Here is a 15,877-nt window from a genome sequence, read left to right as displayed (position 1 = left end):
TTCGCCTGGGGGCGACGGAAGGCTTGCCGAATCCATGAACAACGCCCTCGGCGGATCGAGGCGATCCGCCGAGGGCGTTCCCTGTTCAATCAGAGCGGGCGAGTTTCAGGAAACCTTGGCCACGAGGATGGTCTGGTCGTCGGCCGCGGGCTGGCCGGCGGTGAAATCCTGAAGGGCGGAGAGCACTTCCTCAATCAGGCCGTCGGCGGTGAGGTGACAGTTCTCGAGGACCTGGTCGAGCCGGTTCACGCCGAACATCTTCCCCGCCGGATTCGTCGCCTCGGTGATCCCGTCGGTATAGAAGATGATCTGGTCCCCCGGGCGGAGGACCTGGGTCACCTGCTCATACTCCTGATCCGCGAAGACTCCCAGCGGCAAGTTGCCCACGTTGTCGAGCGAGATGATGGTCCCATCCTCGCATCGTTTCAGTCGGGGCGGGTTGTGCCCGGCGCTGGCGTAGGTCAGCTCGCGCTTCTTCGGGTCATACGTCCCGTAGAAGGCCGTCACGAACGCCTCGTTCCGCGTCGTGTAGAGCGTCGCGAGCTGGCGATTCACATGGTTGAGCAGGTTGGCCGGCGGGTCGGGCGGGCCCGGCACGGCATGGGCGATGCTGTGCGTGATGGCCATCATGACCGCGGCGGGCGTCCCGTGGCCGCTCACGTCGGCGATGAGGATGCCCCAGCGGCCGTCGGGGAGCGGGAAGAAGTCGTAATAGTCCCCCCCCGCCCATTGCGAGGTCTGGTAGTGCGCGGCCAGGCCGAGCCCGGGGATCTGCGGGATGGTCTTGGGGAGCAAGGAGCGCTGGATGTCGGCGACGACCCGCAACTCGCGGTCGACGATGTTGTACGCCTTCTTCAATTCCTCGGCCAGGACGAGGTTGTGCGTGGCCCTGCCGAAGAGGTTGCTCATCCAGACCTGCTCGGGGAACGTCTCGCGATCGAACGCGAAGGGCGCTTCCCGCATCAGGATCGTCATGTTCTTGGCGCTGCCATCGTGATAGTGCGGGATCGCCATGAGCGACCGCTGGCCGGCGAGATACTCGGCCGCCGGGTCGTCGGGCGAGAACTCGAGGTCGTCGATCAGGCGCGGGACCTCTCCATAGAGCAGCTCGGTCAGGATTCCCCCTTCGAGGAGCGGCAGGCGATGCTTCTCCTTCCAGGGATTGATTTCTTCCGTCCAGCGGCTTGACCTCGTGATGCGGAATTGCGGCTCCGAGAGGTCGCGCCTGCTGAGCGCCAGGAAGTTGTTGGCCGGATAGATCTCGCGGATTTTGGAACCGTAGGCGCGGACCATCGCCTGCGGGTCGGTCTGCCGGCTCATCTCCCTCATCGTGTCGACGATCACGTCGAGCCGCTTGCGCCAGTCGAGTATCTGCTGGGTCTCAGGATCGGCTTGATCTAGGTGCACTCCCATCGACGGCCTCCGCGACGATCCTCTCCCCGGTCCAGATAACATTCGATGCGGCGGGGGAGAGTACCTGATGTACGATCTCCCCATTCTAGGCGGAGCGACGCGCCAGGCAAATCGAACCGGGGCGAGAAACCCCCTCGACTTGCATGGGCGAACGGGATAACCATAACAAACATCGGCAAATCTCCCACGATGCCACGACACGCCCCAAGGGCCTTGAGCACCTTCGACATGCGATCGACACGTTATGGGCTTCTCACCTTTGGATTCCTCGCGATTCTCCTGGTCCAGGCCGTCCCGGCTTTGGCCCAGGTTGGACCCCGGCGTAACGTCCTCCTGATCGTCGCCGACGACCTGGGGCGCGACCTCGGCTGCTACGGCAATGCCCAGGTCAAGACCCCCCGGCTCGATCAACTGGCCGGGCGTGGCGTCCGTTTCGACAACGCCTTCGCCACCGTCGCGTCCTGCAGCGCGAGCCGCGCGGTGATCTACTCGGGCCTCTACACGCACACGAACGGGCAGTTTGGCCACGCCCATCCCCCGGCCAACCTGCACACGCACGCCTGGGTCGAGAGCCTGCCGCGCGTCCTCAAGGACCGGGGCTACAGGACGGGGATCATCGGCAAGGTCCACGTCCTGCCGCCCGAGGTCTACCCGTTCGACGCCCAGCCCGAGAGCGACGACCCCGGCGGCAGCCACCCCCGCGACGTCGTCGCCTTAGGCAAGTCGGCAGAGCGGTTCCTTGATGCGAGCCGGGATCAGCCGTTCCTGCTCGTCGTCGGGTTCCACGACCCGCATCGATCCGCCGCGGGCTTCGGCAACGAAGGGAAACCCACAAAGGATCCTGCCGAAGTCATCTACAAACCCGAGGATGTCAAGGTTCCCCCATTCCTCCCCGACAGCCCGGAAGTCCGCCAGGAACTGGCCGAATATTACCAGGCCGTGAGCCGCCTCGATCGCGGGACCGGCGAGGTCCTCGACGCCCTGAAGAAATCCGGGCGTGACGATGACACCCTCGTCATCTTCGTCAGCGACAACGGCATCCCCTTCCCCGGGGCCAAGACGACCCTCTACGATGCCGGCGTCCGCCTCCCTTTGATCGTTGCCTCTCCCGATCAGAAGAGTCGCGGGGTCACGAGCCAGGCCATGGTGAGCTGGGTTGACATCGTCCCCACCGCCCTGGAATGGACCAAATCCAAAACCTCATATTCCCTGCCCGGCCGCTCCCTCTTGCCCATTCTCGAGCAGTCCAATCCCCAGGGCTGGGATACCGTTTACGGCTCGTTCGTCTTCCACGAGATCACGAACTACTATCCGATGCGATCGATCCGGACGCGACGATACAAGTACATCCTCAACCTCGCCCACGCACTCGATTTCCCCTTCGCCTCGGATCTCCACGACTCGAAGACCTGGCAAGGGGCCGTCCGCCGCGGCGATACGCAATACGGCCTGCGCTCGGTCGAGCAGTATGTCCATCGCCCGCTCGAGGAACTCTACGACCTGGAAGCCGACCCCGGCGAGTTCAAGAATGTTGCCACCGATCCCGGCAATGCCAAGGTCCTGGCCGACCTCCGCTCTCAGCTCAGGCGTTGGCAGCAAGAAACCAAGGATCCGTGGATCATTAAATATCGGCATGAATAAGAAAATGGGTTCCCGCCCGCGGGCAGTCCTAAGTGTCTCCTAACCGTCGATTCCGAAAGATCGATGCGCCATCCCGATCGACGATAAAAAGCCAGGGTCCACGCCCTCAGGTGTGAGGGATGTGGACCCTGGCTTGCATATGTCGTGAATTCAGGATGAGATCAGGTTCCTGATCCTCGAGGGATCAGGATTTGACGGTGTGATGCCGGCCATGGACGGCGTCATCGACGTGTTCCCAGGCGTCTCGGCTCGCGAGCTTGGCCCGTTCCCAGGTCAGGTCGGCATGATGCTTGGTCGATTCCCAATCCCGCTTGAGGCTGTCCTCGGCCTTCTCGAAGGACGATTCGGGATATCGAGTGCGGCTTGCCCAGCCGTGCTCGTAGGCCGGGCGATAGTCGTCGTAGCTCAGGGCCGGATCATAATAGGGCCTCGACGCATACTGATCGCGCCAGTAGGCATCTTCCGCCGTCGGATCGAAATATTCCGTGACTTCCTTGCCCGCCAGGCCGCCCGCGACGGCCCCGACGGCCGCACCGACCGCGGCACCAATCGGCCCCGCGACCGCACCCGCGGCCAGCCCCGTCACGGCACCGCCCGCCGCCGCGCCAAGTCCCGTGCCGATGGGGTGAGAGCCCGGCTCGCCGGTGATGGGGTCGGGATTCGGATCGTTCGAATGGGCTCGGTCTCGCTTGATATCCGACATGGTGCTCTCCCTGGTGAAGTGTCGTTGAAGATCGTCGATTCAGGTTCGACTCGACGTTGGGAGAACTCAATCGCAAACCCGATGCCGCATCGGAACGATTCGGGCCAGGGCGTCAAATCGCGGATTTTTCACATCATCAGCAACCTGAACCGTAGCGTGGCCATCTCATGCATGCCATTCTTCATCGATTCGAGATCCGTGGAAGATTCGATACGGCGAGGACGATCGCGGTCGGAACGTTTGTCGCTAATGGCAGGTTGACGCCTCCCGCCGCCTTGATGGTTAGAGTAGCATCCTCACACGGTGGAAGTCGCGGCGGGACACGACGAGATGCCGGCCGGAGATCCGTGCCGATGGAGGCGAAACAGAGCCGGGATCGGGGCGTGCCGTTGCGATTAACCCGGGCGAAACGAAGGGCTCCGGTGCCCGGCGAACCGCGAGGAGAATGATGCTCCTGACACCCGAATGGTCCGAACGCTTCATCAAGGCCTGCGAGAGGCTCAAATCAGCGCGTCGACGAACGGTGGCGTCCGGCGAGGTGATCTATTCCTCGGCTCCGGAAGGAAGGTGCTGGGCGGTCGCGGTCGGTTACGTCAAGGTCCTCGACCCACGCCTCGATGGAAGTCGCTCGATCCGGCTGATCCTCGGGCGGGGAGGCCTGTTCGGCGATCGCCCTTTCGGGCTGGCGTCGTTTCGCGGATTCATTTCACCGCAGCAGGAACAGTCCATCGCTCACGGCCACGCCGAGATCATCGAGATGGAACGGGGCGAGTTGGAGGTCGCCTCGCGCGGCGATGCCGTCTTCGCGTCCATGCTTCTCGAATCGATGACGAGCCGAACTCAGTTCCTCGAGCGGCGGCTCCTCTGGCAGTTCACGACCCCAATCCGGGCACGCATCGCCGCCACGTTGCGGGACCTGATCTGCTACGAAGGCCAGCGATGCAAGCACGGCCACACCATCGACGTCAGGCTGAGCCACCAGGATCTCTCCGAGCTCGTCGGCGCGTCGAGGCCGGTCATCAGCGCCGAGGTTGCCAGGATGAAGCGCGAGGGCCTGCTCGAATACACCCGTTGCTATTTCTGTGTGGACGACCTCGCGGGCCTCGACCGGATCGCGACGGCTTGAGGCTCAAGTTATCGCGGATTTGTCATGCAGATGACATCCGTGTGTCCGCGTTGTGGCTAGGATCCCCGTCCGGGGGCTGCTTCGTACAAACCGCGTAGAAGGAGAGTCAGTGACTCATGAGCGAACGCTTGAAGTCGATCGGGCTACACGTCTGTCGTTACGGATTGGTGATCGTCCTTCTCTGGATCGGCGGCATGAAATTCACCGCCTACGAGGCCGAGGGTATCAAGCCCTTGGTGACGAATAGCCCGCCGATGAGCTGGGTCTATCAGGTGATGAGCGTCCGGGGATTCTCGTCATTCCTGGGCGTTGTCGAGATCGTGATCGGGCTCCTGATCGCCCTCCGACCGGCGTGGCCTCTCGGCTCGGCCGTTGGGAGCGGGCTCGCCGTCGGCATGTTCCTTACGACCCTGAGCTTCCTCGTCACCACCCCGGGCTGGGAGCCGAGCCTGGGAGGCTTCCCCGGCCTGTCGGCCATGCCTGGGCAATTTCTGCTCAAGGACCTCGTCCTGCTGGGAGTGTCCCTCTTCACCGCCGGAGAGGCACTCGGGGCGGTCCGCACGAGCCGTGGCCTGGTGGAAAGCGGAATAGTCGCCCCGAGCGCGTTGTGACGGTCCCCTGTCCAGGGGGAGGACGTTGGCGACGGAAACGTCGTTCAGGAGGTTTTCTCGACGACCTTCCCCCCGGAGCACCTCGTCGATGGATGACGACGCGTTGTCGCGCTGGTGGACCTTGTCGAACAAGTCGTGGATCGCCTGTACTTCTTCCTCCGGCCGATCCTCGAGGTTGATCAGCGTGTCACTCGCCTTGTTCAAGGCTGCGAGTAGCTCGTTCAGCTTCACCTGCATCGCCAGCGTGTCCTTCGCCTGGGCTCGCTGGAGCAGGAAGAGGAGCATGAACGAGCTCATCGTCACGACCTCATCCACGTACTGATACGCCTCGGACCACCCGACGACGACGGCGGCACCGAGCCAGAAAGCCAGGAGTCCGAATCCCGCGTGAGTGCCCCAGGGCCCGCTGGCGAAATCCGCCGCCCGCCCCGCGAGCGACTCCAAGTGATGAGCCGTGCGCAACTTTAACACGTCCCGTTCCCCTATCGGCGAGCGGCCGCCCGCCGGTATCGATGGATTCCCGATGGATCGCTGTTAACCGACCTTGGGGGGGGAATGGATGGCTCGTTCAAAGGCCTCGGCTTCGCGACTCTTGCGTCGTCGGCCCCGAAAATCTCTCGCGACGCGGAGGCGTCATTGCTTCCGCCTTTTCGGCTTCGAAGCCGGCGCGGGCGGATGCTCCAGGAGGGCGTCGAGGTCGATCTCCGTCGAAGGGCGGATGTCGGCCTTGAGGACCTCTTCCATCTGGGCCAACGCGATCGCGTTGATCTCCTCGGTGTTCGACGCCGTGCAGTCGGAGGGCACGTAGAGGCCGATGTCCCTCATATAAGCGTCGTTCGCCGTGAAGAGGACGCAGATGTTCCCGGCGAGCCCGGTCAGGATCAGCGTCTGTGTGCCCAGGTAGTCGAGCAGGATGTCGAGTGTCGTGGAGAAGAAGGCGGAGTGCTTGGGCTTCAGGACGAAGTAGTCGTCCTCATCCGGCCTCAAAATCTCGACGAGCTCCTTGCCCCGGACGCCATCCTTGAGGCAGTGCTCGATCTGCGCGTGGAAGTTCGAACGCCAGCGTCCGAAGTTGTCATTGACGTAGATCACGGGGATCCCCGCCGCCTTCGCCCGCCTCTTCAGCTCGACCAGGCGTTTGGCCATCGCCAGGGCCGGCCGGAGGATCTGATCCCCTTCGGGGAACTCCAGGTCATTGATCGTGTCGATCAGGACCAGCGCCACGCTGGACTTGTCTGGCGCATTGCCGTGCAGATTTTGGCTCTTCGTCATCGCGACCGCTCGGTAAACTCCAGCCTTGAGTTTCTACGACCAACGCTTGGCGGAATGCCCGCCGGGCGGACTGATCCGCTCGCCTCACCCCTCGCATCCACTTGGCACGAATACGCAATTGTACCGCCAACGTGAGCGATGGAGTTGATGACTTACCCCGGAATCGCTCAATCTCCCGCTTGAGTTCGCCTACCCTTGTCCACCAGAGTCTCGCTCGATCCCAACATGTGCAGCATTTTCCAAGAATCCGTGAACAGCCGCGTAAAACTCTCAGGATAGAAGAAGCGGTCCGGCCCGTCTGTCCGCTGCCGCACACAAGGACAAATGGCTGTCAGGATCAGGCCATTCAGCAGCCTCGACGAATGACGAAATGCCCGGATTTGCAGGCGCCCGCTCGAGCTTGTTAAGTCATCAACATGACAGAGCAAGACGATTCTCGGTTGATGGAAATCCTCAAGACCGGGTCGCGAACCGGCAGCAAGGGATGAGGCTGGCCCGGACGATTTTATTTCACTATGTATTTCGATAATTTGATTTGTTAAAGGCGGGATTGCCTTGGGGTTAATTCCGCGGACCATGTCGACACCTCCCCCCTACGACCCGCGAGTCAGGTCGTCCCGACTTCGTCGACATCGCGAGTCGTCCCGATCGGCACCGTGGTTGCTTCTGGATGCCAGCGTTGGCACATGAGGATGGTTCGATCGAGTAACCGCCCAATTCCCCCCTCTCTTTCGTCCAGTCTTGGCGAAAGTGGTCGAAGTTGCGGGGTGTCGATCAGCCGGGACATCTAGGGAGAACCTATCATGGTAGAACGAAGCCGACATGGTTTTGCGGCCATGGATCCGGAAGAACAGCGCGAGATCGCCAGGCAAGGAGGCCTGGCGGCGCATCGCCGCGGGACGGCCCACGAATTCGACTCGGAAGAGGCCGCCGCGGCCGGCCGTAAGGGGGGCCGGGCGTCCCATCACGGGAATGCCGCCTTCCATCATGAGTCGGCCGCACATCACCACCGCCAGGCCGCTCACCATCACGCGGCCGGCAACACCGAGGAGGCGGATCGCCACACTCGCGTCGCCCACAGCCACAGCACCGCGGCCCACGAGCACAGCCGACGCGGCTTCGCGGCGATGGATCCCGAGGAACAGCGCGAGATCGCCCGCAAGGGCGGCCTGGCCTCGCACGGCGGCCGGGGACGTCAGGCCGAACAGGACGAGGACGATGACGAGGGTAACGATGAAGCCGATGTCGACTTCGACGTGAGCGGCTCATCGCGCACTAACAAGCGGAACGGACGCTCGTCCAATCGATCTTCGGCGAAGAATGCTAACGAGCGCGGATCGCTGGCCGAAGACCAGGACGAAGACGACCTCGACGAAGACGGCGGCTCGGAAACCCGAGGCGGCAACTCCGAGCAGCACGCCAAGGCCGGCCGTCAGAGTCACAAGAACCGTTGATGCTAGCAGGGCGGCGACCGCAGCGGTCGCCGCCCTGCTCCACCTCCAGGTCCACCTCTCCCACGAGGGCATAGGATTCGCACTGCCGAGCAGACCGCTGGGCGGATAGGAGATCCCGGGTTCCGAGTGACGCAAGGGAAGGAGCGAACGGATGAAGTCTCCTGAGACGTTAAGACGGTCGCACGCGAATTCGACGGGGGCGGCTACAGCCTTAAGATTGATAAAGTAAGTAAGTCTCTAATCCATACCGAATCCCATCGGTGGCCGTTGGGATCTCATAGCAGCATTGCAATGTCACCCGAGAGGCGAACCCATGAAGCTCGAAACTCTGCGCGACCTGCTCATCGAGCAGCTTCAGGATCTCTACGATGCCGAGCATCGCATCACCAAGGCCCTCCCCAAGATGGCCAAGGCGGCGACCTCGACCGACCTCAAGGAGGCTTTCCAGAAGCATTTGAAGGAGACCGAGGGACACGTCACGCGACTCGAGGAGGCCTTCGAACAACTCGGCGTGAAGGCGAAGAAGAAGACGTGCAAGGCCATCCAGGGCCTGATCGAGGAGGGGGAAGAGACGATCAAGGAGGACGCCGAGCCCGAGGTCAAGGACGCCGCCCTCATCGCGGCCGCCCAGCGCGTCGAGCATTACGAGATGGCCGGCTACGGATCGGTCCGGGCTTACGCGAGGCTGCTCGGGGAGAAGGCCGTCGTCAAGCTGCTCGAAGCGACGCTCGTCGAGGAGAAGGACACCGACGCGTCGTTATCCGACCTGGCCGAATCGACCATCAACCTTCAGGCCGTCGCGTCCGACTGATCGACGGATCAAACTCAATTAAGGACGGGCCGGTGCGGTGGAAGCCGCCCCGGCCTTTTCGCATTGCACAGGCCGAGATTTCCGAATCAGACGCCCGGATTGTCCCGGAGGACTTCCATCGCGGCGTTGCGGCCGTTGATGGCGATGACGCTGCCGCCGGGGTGGGTGCAGGCGCCGCAGAGGTAGACGCCCGGCATCGGCGTGCGCGGGGTGAGGCGCCGGTCCCACATGTAGGGCGGCAAGCATTCGCCCTGGAAGATGTGGCCGCCGGTCAGGCCGACGGCCTGCTCGATGTCGGGAGGGCCGAGGACCTGGACGTCGATCACGGCATCCGGCATGTTGTCGCAGTAGCGGGCGATTGACTTCAGGGCGAGGGCGCGGACCTCGTCCCGGCGCGTGTCCCAGGTGCCCTCGGCGAATTCGTAGGGGACGTACTGCGAGAAGACGCTCATCGTGTGGACGCCGTCCGGGGCGACGCTCTTGTCGTGCGCGGTGTGGAAGTAGAGCTCGGTCCAGAGCCGCTCGGGCAAGCGTCCCTCGCGGGCGATCTGCGGGGCCGTACGCCACTCTTCCTTGCTCAGGGGGGTGTTGATCTGGCCGAGATGGTGCGGCTGCTTCGTGCCGGGACGCGCGCGGAAGTTCGGGAGCTCCTTGAGGGCCACGTTGAGTTTGACGGTACAGCCCCGGATCGGGACCGACTCGACCTTCGATCGCCAGGCGGGGTCGGCGGCGTCGCCCAGAAGGCGCAGGGTCACGATCGGGTCGGCGTTCGAGACGACGATCGGGGCGTCGATGCGCTCGCCCCCTTCCAGCTCGACCCCCTGTCCGGGGATGATCCGTGCGACGGGGACGCCCGCGGCGACGACGGCTCCCGCCTCACGCGCGATGTCGCAGAGGATGAAGGAGACGGTCCCCATGCCCCCCTTGACGTAGCCCCAGAGGCCCGGCGAGCCGCCCAGTCGGCCCGAGGCGTGGTGGAAGTGGATCGAGGCCGTGCCGGGGTCGTGGGGGCTGGCGTTGGTGCCGATCACCCCCTGCCCCAGCAAGGCGGTCTGGAGCCGCTCGTCCTTCAAGTAATGCTCGACGAACTCCACCATCGACCATTCGAAGAGGAGTTTCTTCGCCTCGGCATCGTTGCCGATCCGGTCCTCGAGCTGCTCGCGGGTGGGAGCCGGGCCGATCCAGAGGTCTTGCGAGCCGGCGGGGCGGATCGCGTCGCGGAGCCGCCGCTTCACGTCCCCCATCGCCCGCCAACCTTCGAGGTCGCCGGGGGCGAGCTTGTAAACCTCGGCGTCGCAGGCCTCGTCGTCGTCCCAGAGCTGGATGCTCGAGCCGTCGTCGAAGGGGACGAACATGCCCGCGCTGGCGGGGAACCACTCGAAGCCGTGGCCGGCGAGGTCGAGCTCCTCCGTCACGAGCGGGTGCAGCAGGCCGACGAGGTAGGCGCACGGCGAGATCCGATAGCCGGGCCAGACCTCGTCGATCGTGCAGGCCCCGCCGATCCGCCTCCGCGACTCCAGCACGAGGACTCGCTTGCCGGCCCTGGCGAGATAGGCCGCGCAGGTCAGGCCGTTGTGCCCCGCGCCCACCACGATGACATCCCAACGGCTCGCCGCCAGATCGCCGATCGGGGCGGGGAGGGGGAGGATCCCCAGCGTCTCGCCCGCACCCTGCCCGCTTCGTGATGTCGACATGGTCTGATCCTGCCACCTGATTCCAAGAACGACGGAGTCTTCGTCCCTTCATCATTTCCCGCAGGACCGGCCCTCTACCATAAGAGAACTGACGTTCACTATTGCAGGGGTACAGTTGGACATGCTATCTCCTTGAATCGTAGTAGTCAGATGATTACTGGAGAAAAGGCCCCCGCCGTGCCGATAAGAGACGGATGACGTGATCGCGACGCGAACCACACCTCAGCCCGCATTTGACCTTGTAGAAGAAAAGGGGCGATGGCCCATGGCCGGCACAGACACGGCAGTGATTAGGCTCTCGGACCTGACCCACGGCCAGGAGGCGACCTGCTTCGCTGCGCTCGTGAAGAAGGACATCGGCGTCGACAAGCACGGCAAGCCGTTCGTCAAATGCCACTTCCGCGACCGCCGCGTCACCATGGTCGCGCCCTTCTGGTCGGGTAATGCGCTCAGGGAGCTTGCGGAGACCCTGACGGAAGGGCTGGGTTACCGGCTCAGGGTCAAGGGGGACTGGAAGGTCCGCTACGGCTTCCAGCTCGAGGTGATCGAGCTGCGCGTCGCCACCGACGACGACGCGATCGACGGCTACGACTTCGCCGACCTCGTCGATAGCTCCGACTTCAACCCCGAGGACCTGCTCAAGTCGATCCACGACCGGATCAATAAATGCATCGACGACCCGTACCTCAAGGAGCTCGTCCGCACGATCCTGAGCGAGAACTCGGACCTCTTCAAGAAGATGCCCGCGGCGTCGAGCTTCCACCACAGCTACACCGCGGGGCTGCTCGAGCACGTCTGGAGCATGACGAGGATCGCCGGGTTCCTGGCCGATCACTATGCGAATTACTACCAGCAGCTCAACCCGCCCTTGAACAAGGGGGTGATCGTCGCCTCGGCGATCCTGCACGACATCGGCAAGCTCCGCGAGCTGGACTATCACCCCGTCGAGGCCAAGTACACCAAGGAAGGCTGCCTGATCGGGCACGTCCTGATGGGGCGCGACCTCGTCCGCGAGACCGCCCGCAAGATCGACGGCTTCCCCGAGGAGACCCTGCTCCTCCTCGAGCATGCGATCCTCTCGCACCACGGCAAGCGAGACTTCGGCGCCCCGGTCGTGCCTCAGACGATCGAGGCGCTCCTCGTCTCCTTCATCGACGACCTCGACGCCAAGATGAACATCGTCGCTCGCGAACGACTGCGGTCGACGACCGAGGGCGAGTTCACCGACAAGGTCTACGCGCTCGAGAATCGTCGGCTCTACAAGGGGATCCCCCGCGAAGTTCCCATCGACGAAGATCGGCATGAATCCATCTGAATTCGAACGGGCCCTCGACCGCCCCTGCGCCCGGGATGACGGCGAGGGGCGGATCGCTTCGAAGGCGGCCAGGCAGGGCGTCGTGCCCCGTCGACGCCCTCACCCTCGTCCGACGACTCACATCAAACGCCCCTGCACTTGACGACTCCCACCCGACCAAAGGCCGCCGGCCTCCCGCTTTTCCCAGGCGGCTTTTGCGGACGGAAGATCCCCAGGGGCCGCAACGATCTGCTTGGCGGCCCGCGCATGACCCCTTACAATGCCGGGGTTCCCCGGCGCGAGGGAGACCTGGCCGGGGGTGAAATCCTCCCGAGTCGATCCATCGAGAGACGACACCCATGCTGACGATCCGCAAAGCCTGGTGGGCGACCGCCCTGCTCGCCGCATTCGTGGGCTGCGCCGGCGACGAACCGGCGACGACCGAGACCCCTGCCACCAGCCCCGCCGCCGAGAAGCCGGCCGACAAGGCCGAGACTCCCAAGGCCGAGACCCCCAAGGAAGAACCCCCGAAGGTCGAAGGCCCGGCGGCCGCCCCGTCCCCGGCTCCCGCCGGTGAGGAGAAGAAGGAAGGCGCCGAGGAAAAGAAGGCCGACGCGGCCGAGTCGAAGGCCCTGAGCGCCGACGAGGTCGCCGAGCTCGAGAAGCTGCCGGCCGAGGACAAGGTGGTCGCCCTGAAGCAGGTCGTCTGCCCGGTCTCGGGCGAGCACCTCGGCTCCATGGGCGCCCCGATCAAGGTCAGCGCCGAGGGCAAGTCCTTCATGATCTGCTGCGGATCTTGCGAGAAGGAAGTGAAGAGCGACCCGAAGGCGGTCGTCGCCAAGTTGAATCAGAAGTGACCCGTAATCACATTGCGGCTTCTCAACATTTTCGATGAGAAAAGTTCGAGGGGTGGCATCAAGAGCGACGCACGCATACGGCCTCGTCGGCCATCGATCGCCCTTGGGTTTGCGGATCTTCCCGATAAAACCCGAGTCCGAAGAAATCGGTTTCCGACGGGGTCTGGCGGAGCGACCGGCGTTCCATTACAATCACTTGCGAAGCGAGAATGGGAAGTTGAGACCGACTTGTCAAGAAGGCGGTCTCCGACCGAAATGCAGGACCGGCGTCTCTCCCGCTGAGGCGGTGATCGGTTCGGTGGCGCGTCATTGATGGCCTGACAACCTTCCTGATTCGAGGTTCGTGAGGTCTCGAGGCCGAGACGGAACCTGATCCGCAAGTCGTTTCCATCCCCTAATCCTCAGTCCCCCTGATCAGACCAGCCGGCTCGTCGTCCCGACGGGGCGGTCGTTCGTGTAGAGCCAGGGGGCCGGCGATCCATGGTCGATGGCCCGGCTTTTCTCTTGGACTAGGTGCTCCCAGGATCCGCCCTCTGTGCGCAGAACGTGCCCCGCCCCCCGACGTCCGGGGCACGCGCTCGCTCGTCCCGGTTCGACCCGGCCGTCCCGTCACGCGGGCCGCCCGGGTTGGGGTTCGGCGCGTTTCGCAGCCTGACATCGTTCTCGTTGGAGCCTTATTTCGATGCAAGAGTCTTCCGCCCGCCAAAGCGCCATATCCGCCGTCACCGGCTGGTCGTCGAACGGCACTCGCCTCAACTTCAAGGAAACGCCGGCTCGCTCCCTGTTCGGCGTGAATGTCTTCTCCGACGACGTGATGCGGGCTCGGCTGCCGGAGCACGTCTACAAGGCCATCCGCAAGACGATCAAGAAGGGCCTGGCCCTCGACCCGGGCGTGGCCGACATCGTCGCGACGGTGATGAAGGAGTGGGCGATCGAGAAGGGTGCCACCCACTACACCCACTGGTTCCAGCCCCTCACCGGCCTGACCGCCGAGAAGCACGACTCGTTCCTCTCGCCCACCGAAGCCGGCAGCGCCATCGCCGAGTTCAGCGGCAAGGAACTCGTCCGCGGCGAGCCGGACGCCTCGAGCTTCCCCTCGGGCGGCATCCGCGCCACCTTCGAAGCTCGCGGCTACACGGCCTGGGATCCGACCAGCCCCGCCTTCATCCTCGAGAACCCCAACGGGACGACCCTCTGCATCCCCACGGCCTTCTGCTCGTGGACCGGCGAGGCGCTCGACAAGAAGACCCCGCTGCTCCGCTCGATCGAGGCGCTGTCGAAGCAGGCCCTCCGCATCCTGAAGCTCTTCGGCTCCGAGGCCACCAGCGTCTACACGACCGCCGGCCCCGAGCAGGAATACTTCCTGATCGACCAGAACTTCTACTTCAACCGACCCGACCTCCTCAACGCCGGCCGCACGCTCTTCGGCGCCAAGCCCCCCAAGGGGCAGGAGATGGAAGACCACTACTTCGGCACCATCCCCGAGCGCGTCCTGGCCTGCATGCTCGAGACCGAGACCGAGCTGTACAAGCTGGGCGTCCCGGTCAAGACCCGCCACAACGAGGTCGCCCCGGCTCAGTATGAAATCGCGCCGATGTTCGAGAACGCGAACATCGCGACCGACCACAACATGCTCATCATGGAGACCATGAAGCGTGTCGCCGGGCGCTACGGCCTCCAGCTCCTGCTGCACGAGAAGCCTTTCGCCGGCGTCAACGGCTCGGGCAAGCACGTGAACTGGTCGATGTCGGACGACCTCGGCAACAACCTGCTGAAGCCGGGCGACACGCCGCACGAGAACGCCCAGTTCCTCATCTTCCTCGCCGCCGTCCTCAAGGCCGTCCACAAGCACGCCGAGCTGCTCCGCGTCGCCGTGGCGACCGCCGCGAACGACCACCGCCTGGGTGCCAACGAGGCCCCGCCGGCCATCATCTCGGTCTTCCTCGGCGACCAGCTCCAGGACATCGTCGAGCAGATCGAGAAGGGCGGCGCCAAGAGCACCAAGCAGGGCGGCACGATGACCATCGGCGTCACCGTCCTCCCGCCGCTCCCGCGTGACGCGGGCGACCGCAACCGCACCAGCCCGTTCGCCTTCACCGGCAACAAGTTCGAGTACCGCGCCGTCGGCTCGAGCCAGTCGATCGCCGGCCCGAACATCGTGCTGAACACGGTCGTCGCCGAGGCCGTCGATGAGATCGCCACGACCCTCGAGGCCGCGGTGGCCGCCGGCAAGGACCTGAATGCCGAGATCCAGGCCCTCCTGCCCAAGCTCATCGCCGAGAGCAAGGCCGTCATCTTCAACGGCGACGGCTACAGCGAGGCCTGGCACAAGGAAGCCGAGAAGCGCGGATTGCCGAACCGCAAGAACACGGTCGACAGCATCCCCGACCTCATCGGCCCCAAGTCGATCGCCCTCTTCGGCAAGTACGGCGTCTTCTCAGAGCGTGAGCTGCACTCCCGCTACGAGATCTTCCTCGAGAACTACATCAAGACGATCTCGATCGAGGCCCAGCTCACCGCGCAGATCTCGAACCGGCAGATCCTGCCGGCCGCCCTGCGTTACCAGTCGCAGATCGCCGAGTCGATCGCCAACCTGAAGGCCGCCGGCATCGCCGCGCCCAAGGCCCAGGTCGACCTGCTCACCGAGCTCTCGGGGACGATCGACGAGCTGCGGACGAAGACCCTGGATCTGATCAAGACCCAGGAAGGGCACGTCGACGGCGACACCCTGGCCCACGCCAAGCACTCCCGCGACGGCCTCATCCCCGCGATGCTGGCCGTCCGCGCCGCCGGCGACAAGCTCGAAGGCATCGTCGCCGACGACCTCTGGCCGCTGCCGACCTACCAGGAAATGCTGTTCATCAAGTAATGAACGGCCATCCCGCCGAGGCCGGCGACGGCTTTCGGTGAGAACCTGAATCGTTCAAGGGGTTTGACCCGGTTTCCGCCGGTTCAAACCCCTTGTTCTTTTCCTACGCTTGTAAACTGGCGAAACGAGTCA

12 protein-coding genes and 1 pseudogene are annotated in these 15,877 nt (G+C 64.2%); 8 read left to right on the top strand and 5 right to left on the bottom strand.

What is annotated here, in order from left to right:
* Positions 1–105 precede the first annotated feature (105 nt).
* A complete protein-coding gene (locus ACOYYX_RS08375) occupies positions 106–1,413 on the bottom strand; it encodes a PP2C family protein-serine/threonine phosphatase (protein WP_422929475.1) in 1,308 nt (435 codons plus the stop codon).
* 228 nt (positions 1,414–1,641) lie between these two features.
* Here ACOYYX_RS08375 and ACOYYX_RS08370 point away from each other — a divergent pair, with 228 nt between their 5' ends.
* A complete protein-coding gene (locus ACOYYX_RS08370) occupies positions 1,642–3,054 on the top strand; it encodes a sulfatase family protein (protein WP_422929474.1) in 1,413 nt (470 codons plus the stop codon).
* A 184-nt stretch (positions 3,055–3,238) separates the two neighbouring features.
* On the opposite strand, the gene ACOYYX_RS08365 is transcribed toward ACOYYX_RS08370, so the two are convergent.
* Positions 3,239–3,757, bottom strand: coding sequence for a hypothetical protein (locus tag ACOYYX_RS08365; protein ID WP_422929473.1), 519 nt, complete (start codon positions 3,755–3,757; stop codon positions 3,239–3,241).
* A gap of 448 nt (positions 3,758–4,205) precedes the next feature.
* Between ACOYYX_RS08365 and ACOYYX_RS08360 the strand changes: the two genes are divergently transcribed.
* Both ACOYYX_RS08360 and ACOYYX_RS08355 read left to right on the top strand, forming a co-directional pair.
* The gene (locus ACOYYX_RS08360) at positions 4,206–4,883 is read left to right on the top strand and encodes a Crp/Fnr family transcriptional regulator (protein WP_422929472.1); all 678 of its coding nucleotides are present in this window, start codon (positions 4,206–4,208) and stop codon (positions 4,881–4,883) included.
* Positions 4,884–4,999: 116 nt separating this feature from the next.
* On the top strand, positions 5,000–5,494 hold the full coding sequence (locus tag ACOYYX_RS08355; RefSeq protein ID WP_422929471.1) for a YkgB family protein: 495 nt from the start codon (positions 5,000–5,002) through the stop codon (positions 5,492–5,494).
* Between the two features lie 141 nt (positions 5,495–5,635).
* Here ACOYYX_RS08355 and ACOYYX_RS08350 read toward each other — a convergent pair.
* Both ACOYYX_RS08350 and ACOYYX_RS08345 read right to left on the bottom strand, forming a co-directional pair.
* Positions 5,636–5,965, bottom strand: a pseudogene (locus ACOYYX_RS08350) (low affinity iron permease family protein); the annotation flags it as partial.
* Positions 5,966–6,127: 162 nt separating this feature from the next.
* On the bottom strand, positions 6,128–6,766 hold the full coding sequence (locus tag ACOYYX_RS08345) for a cysteine hydrolase family protein (RefSeq protein ID WP_422929470.1): 639 nt from the start codon (positions 6,764–6,766) through the stop codon (positions 6,128–6,130).
* 803 nt (positions 6,767–7,569) lie between these two features.
* On the opposite strand from ACOYYX_RS08345, the gene ACOYYX_RS08340 reads away from it, so the two are divergent.
* Both ACOYYX_RS08340 and ACOYYX_RS08335 read left to right on the top strand, forming a co-directional pair.
* Positions 7,570–8,220 carry a KGG domain-containing protein gene (locus ACOYYX_RS08340; RefSeq protein ID WP_422929469.1) on the top strand — a complete coding sequence of 217 codons (651 nt, stop codon included), beginning with the start codon at positions 7,570–7,572 and terminating at the stop codon, positions 8,218–8,220.
* A gap of 313 nt (positions 8,221–8,533) precedes the next feature.
* Positions 8,534–9,031 carry a ferritin-like domain-containing protein gene (locus ACOYYX_RS08335; RefSeq protein ID WP_422929468.1) on the top strand — a complete coding sequence of 166 codons (498 nt, stop codon included), beginning with the start codon at positions 8,534–8,536 and terminating at the stop codon, positions 9,029–9,031.
* Between the two features lie 86 nt (positions 9,032–9,117).
* On the opposite strand, the gene ACOYYX_RS08330 is transcribed toward ACOYYX_RS08335, so the two are convergent.
* Complete coding sequence (locus ACOYYX_RS08330; protein ID WP_422929467.1) at positions 9,118–10,725, bottom strand: phytoene desaturase family protein; 1,608 nt, start codon at positions 10,723–10,725, stop codon at positions 9,118–9,120.
* Between the two features lie 265 nt (positions 10,726–10,990).
* Here ACOYYX_RS08330 and ACOYYX_RS08325 point away from each other — a divergent pair, with 265 nt between their 5' ends.
* The 3 genes from ACOYYX_RS08325 (at position 10,991) to ACOYYX_RS08315 (ending at position 15,745) form a co-directional block, all read left to right on the top strand.
* A complete protein-coding gene (locus tag ACOYYX_RS08325; RefSeq protein ID WP_422929466.1) occupies positions 10,991–12,040 on the top strand; it encodes a 3'-5' exoribonuclease YhaM family protein in 1,050 nt (349 codons plus the stop codon).
* Between the two features lie 338 nt (positions 12,041–12,378).
* Positions 12,379–12,876 (top strand): hypothetical protein, encoded by a 498-nt coding sequence (locus ACOYYX_RS08320; RefSeq protein ID WP_422929465.1) that lies wholly within the window; start codon positions 12,379–12,381, stop codon positions 12,874–12,876.
* Between the two features lie 682 nt (positions 12,877–13,558).
* Positions 13,559–15,745 (top strand): glutamine synthetase III, encoded by a 2,187-nt coding sequence (locus tag ACOYYX_RS08315; protein WP_422929464.1) that lies wholly within the window; start codon positions 13,559–13,561, stop codon positions 15,743–15,745.
* Positions 15,746–15,877: the final 132 nt, after the last annotated feature.

The sequence above is a fragment of the Singulisphaera chitinilytica genome, assembly GCF_049331405.1.
In the GTDB taxonomy this organism is placed as follows: domain Bacteria; phylum Planctomycetota; class Planctomycetia; order Isosphaerales; family Isosphaeraceae; genus PoT.
Note: the sequence above shows the minus strand (reverse complement) of the source record. Positions and strands in the feature narration are given on the sequence as shown.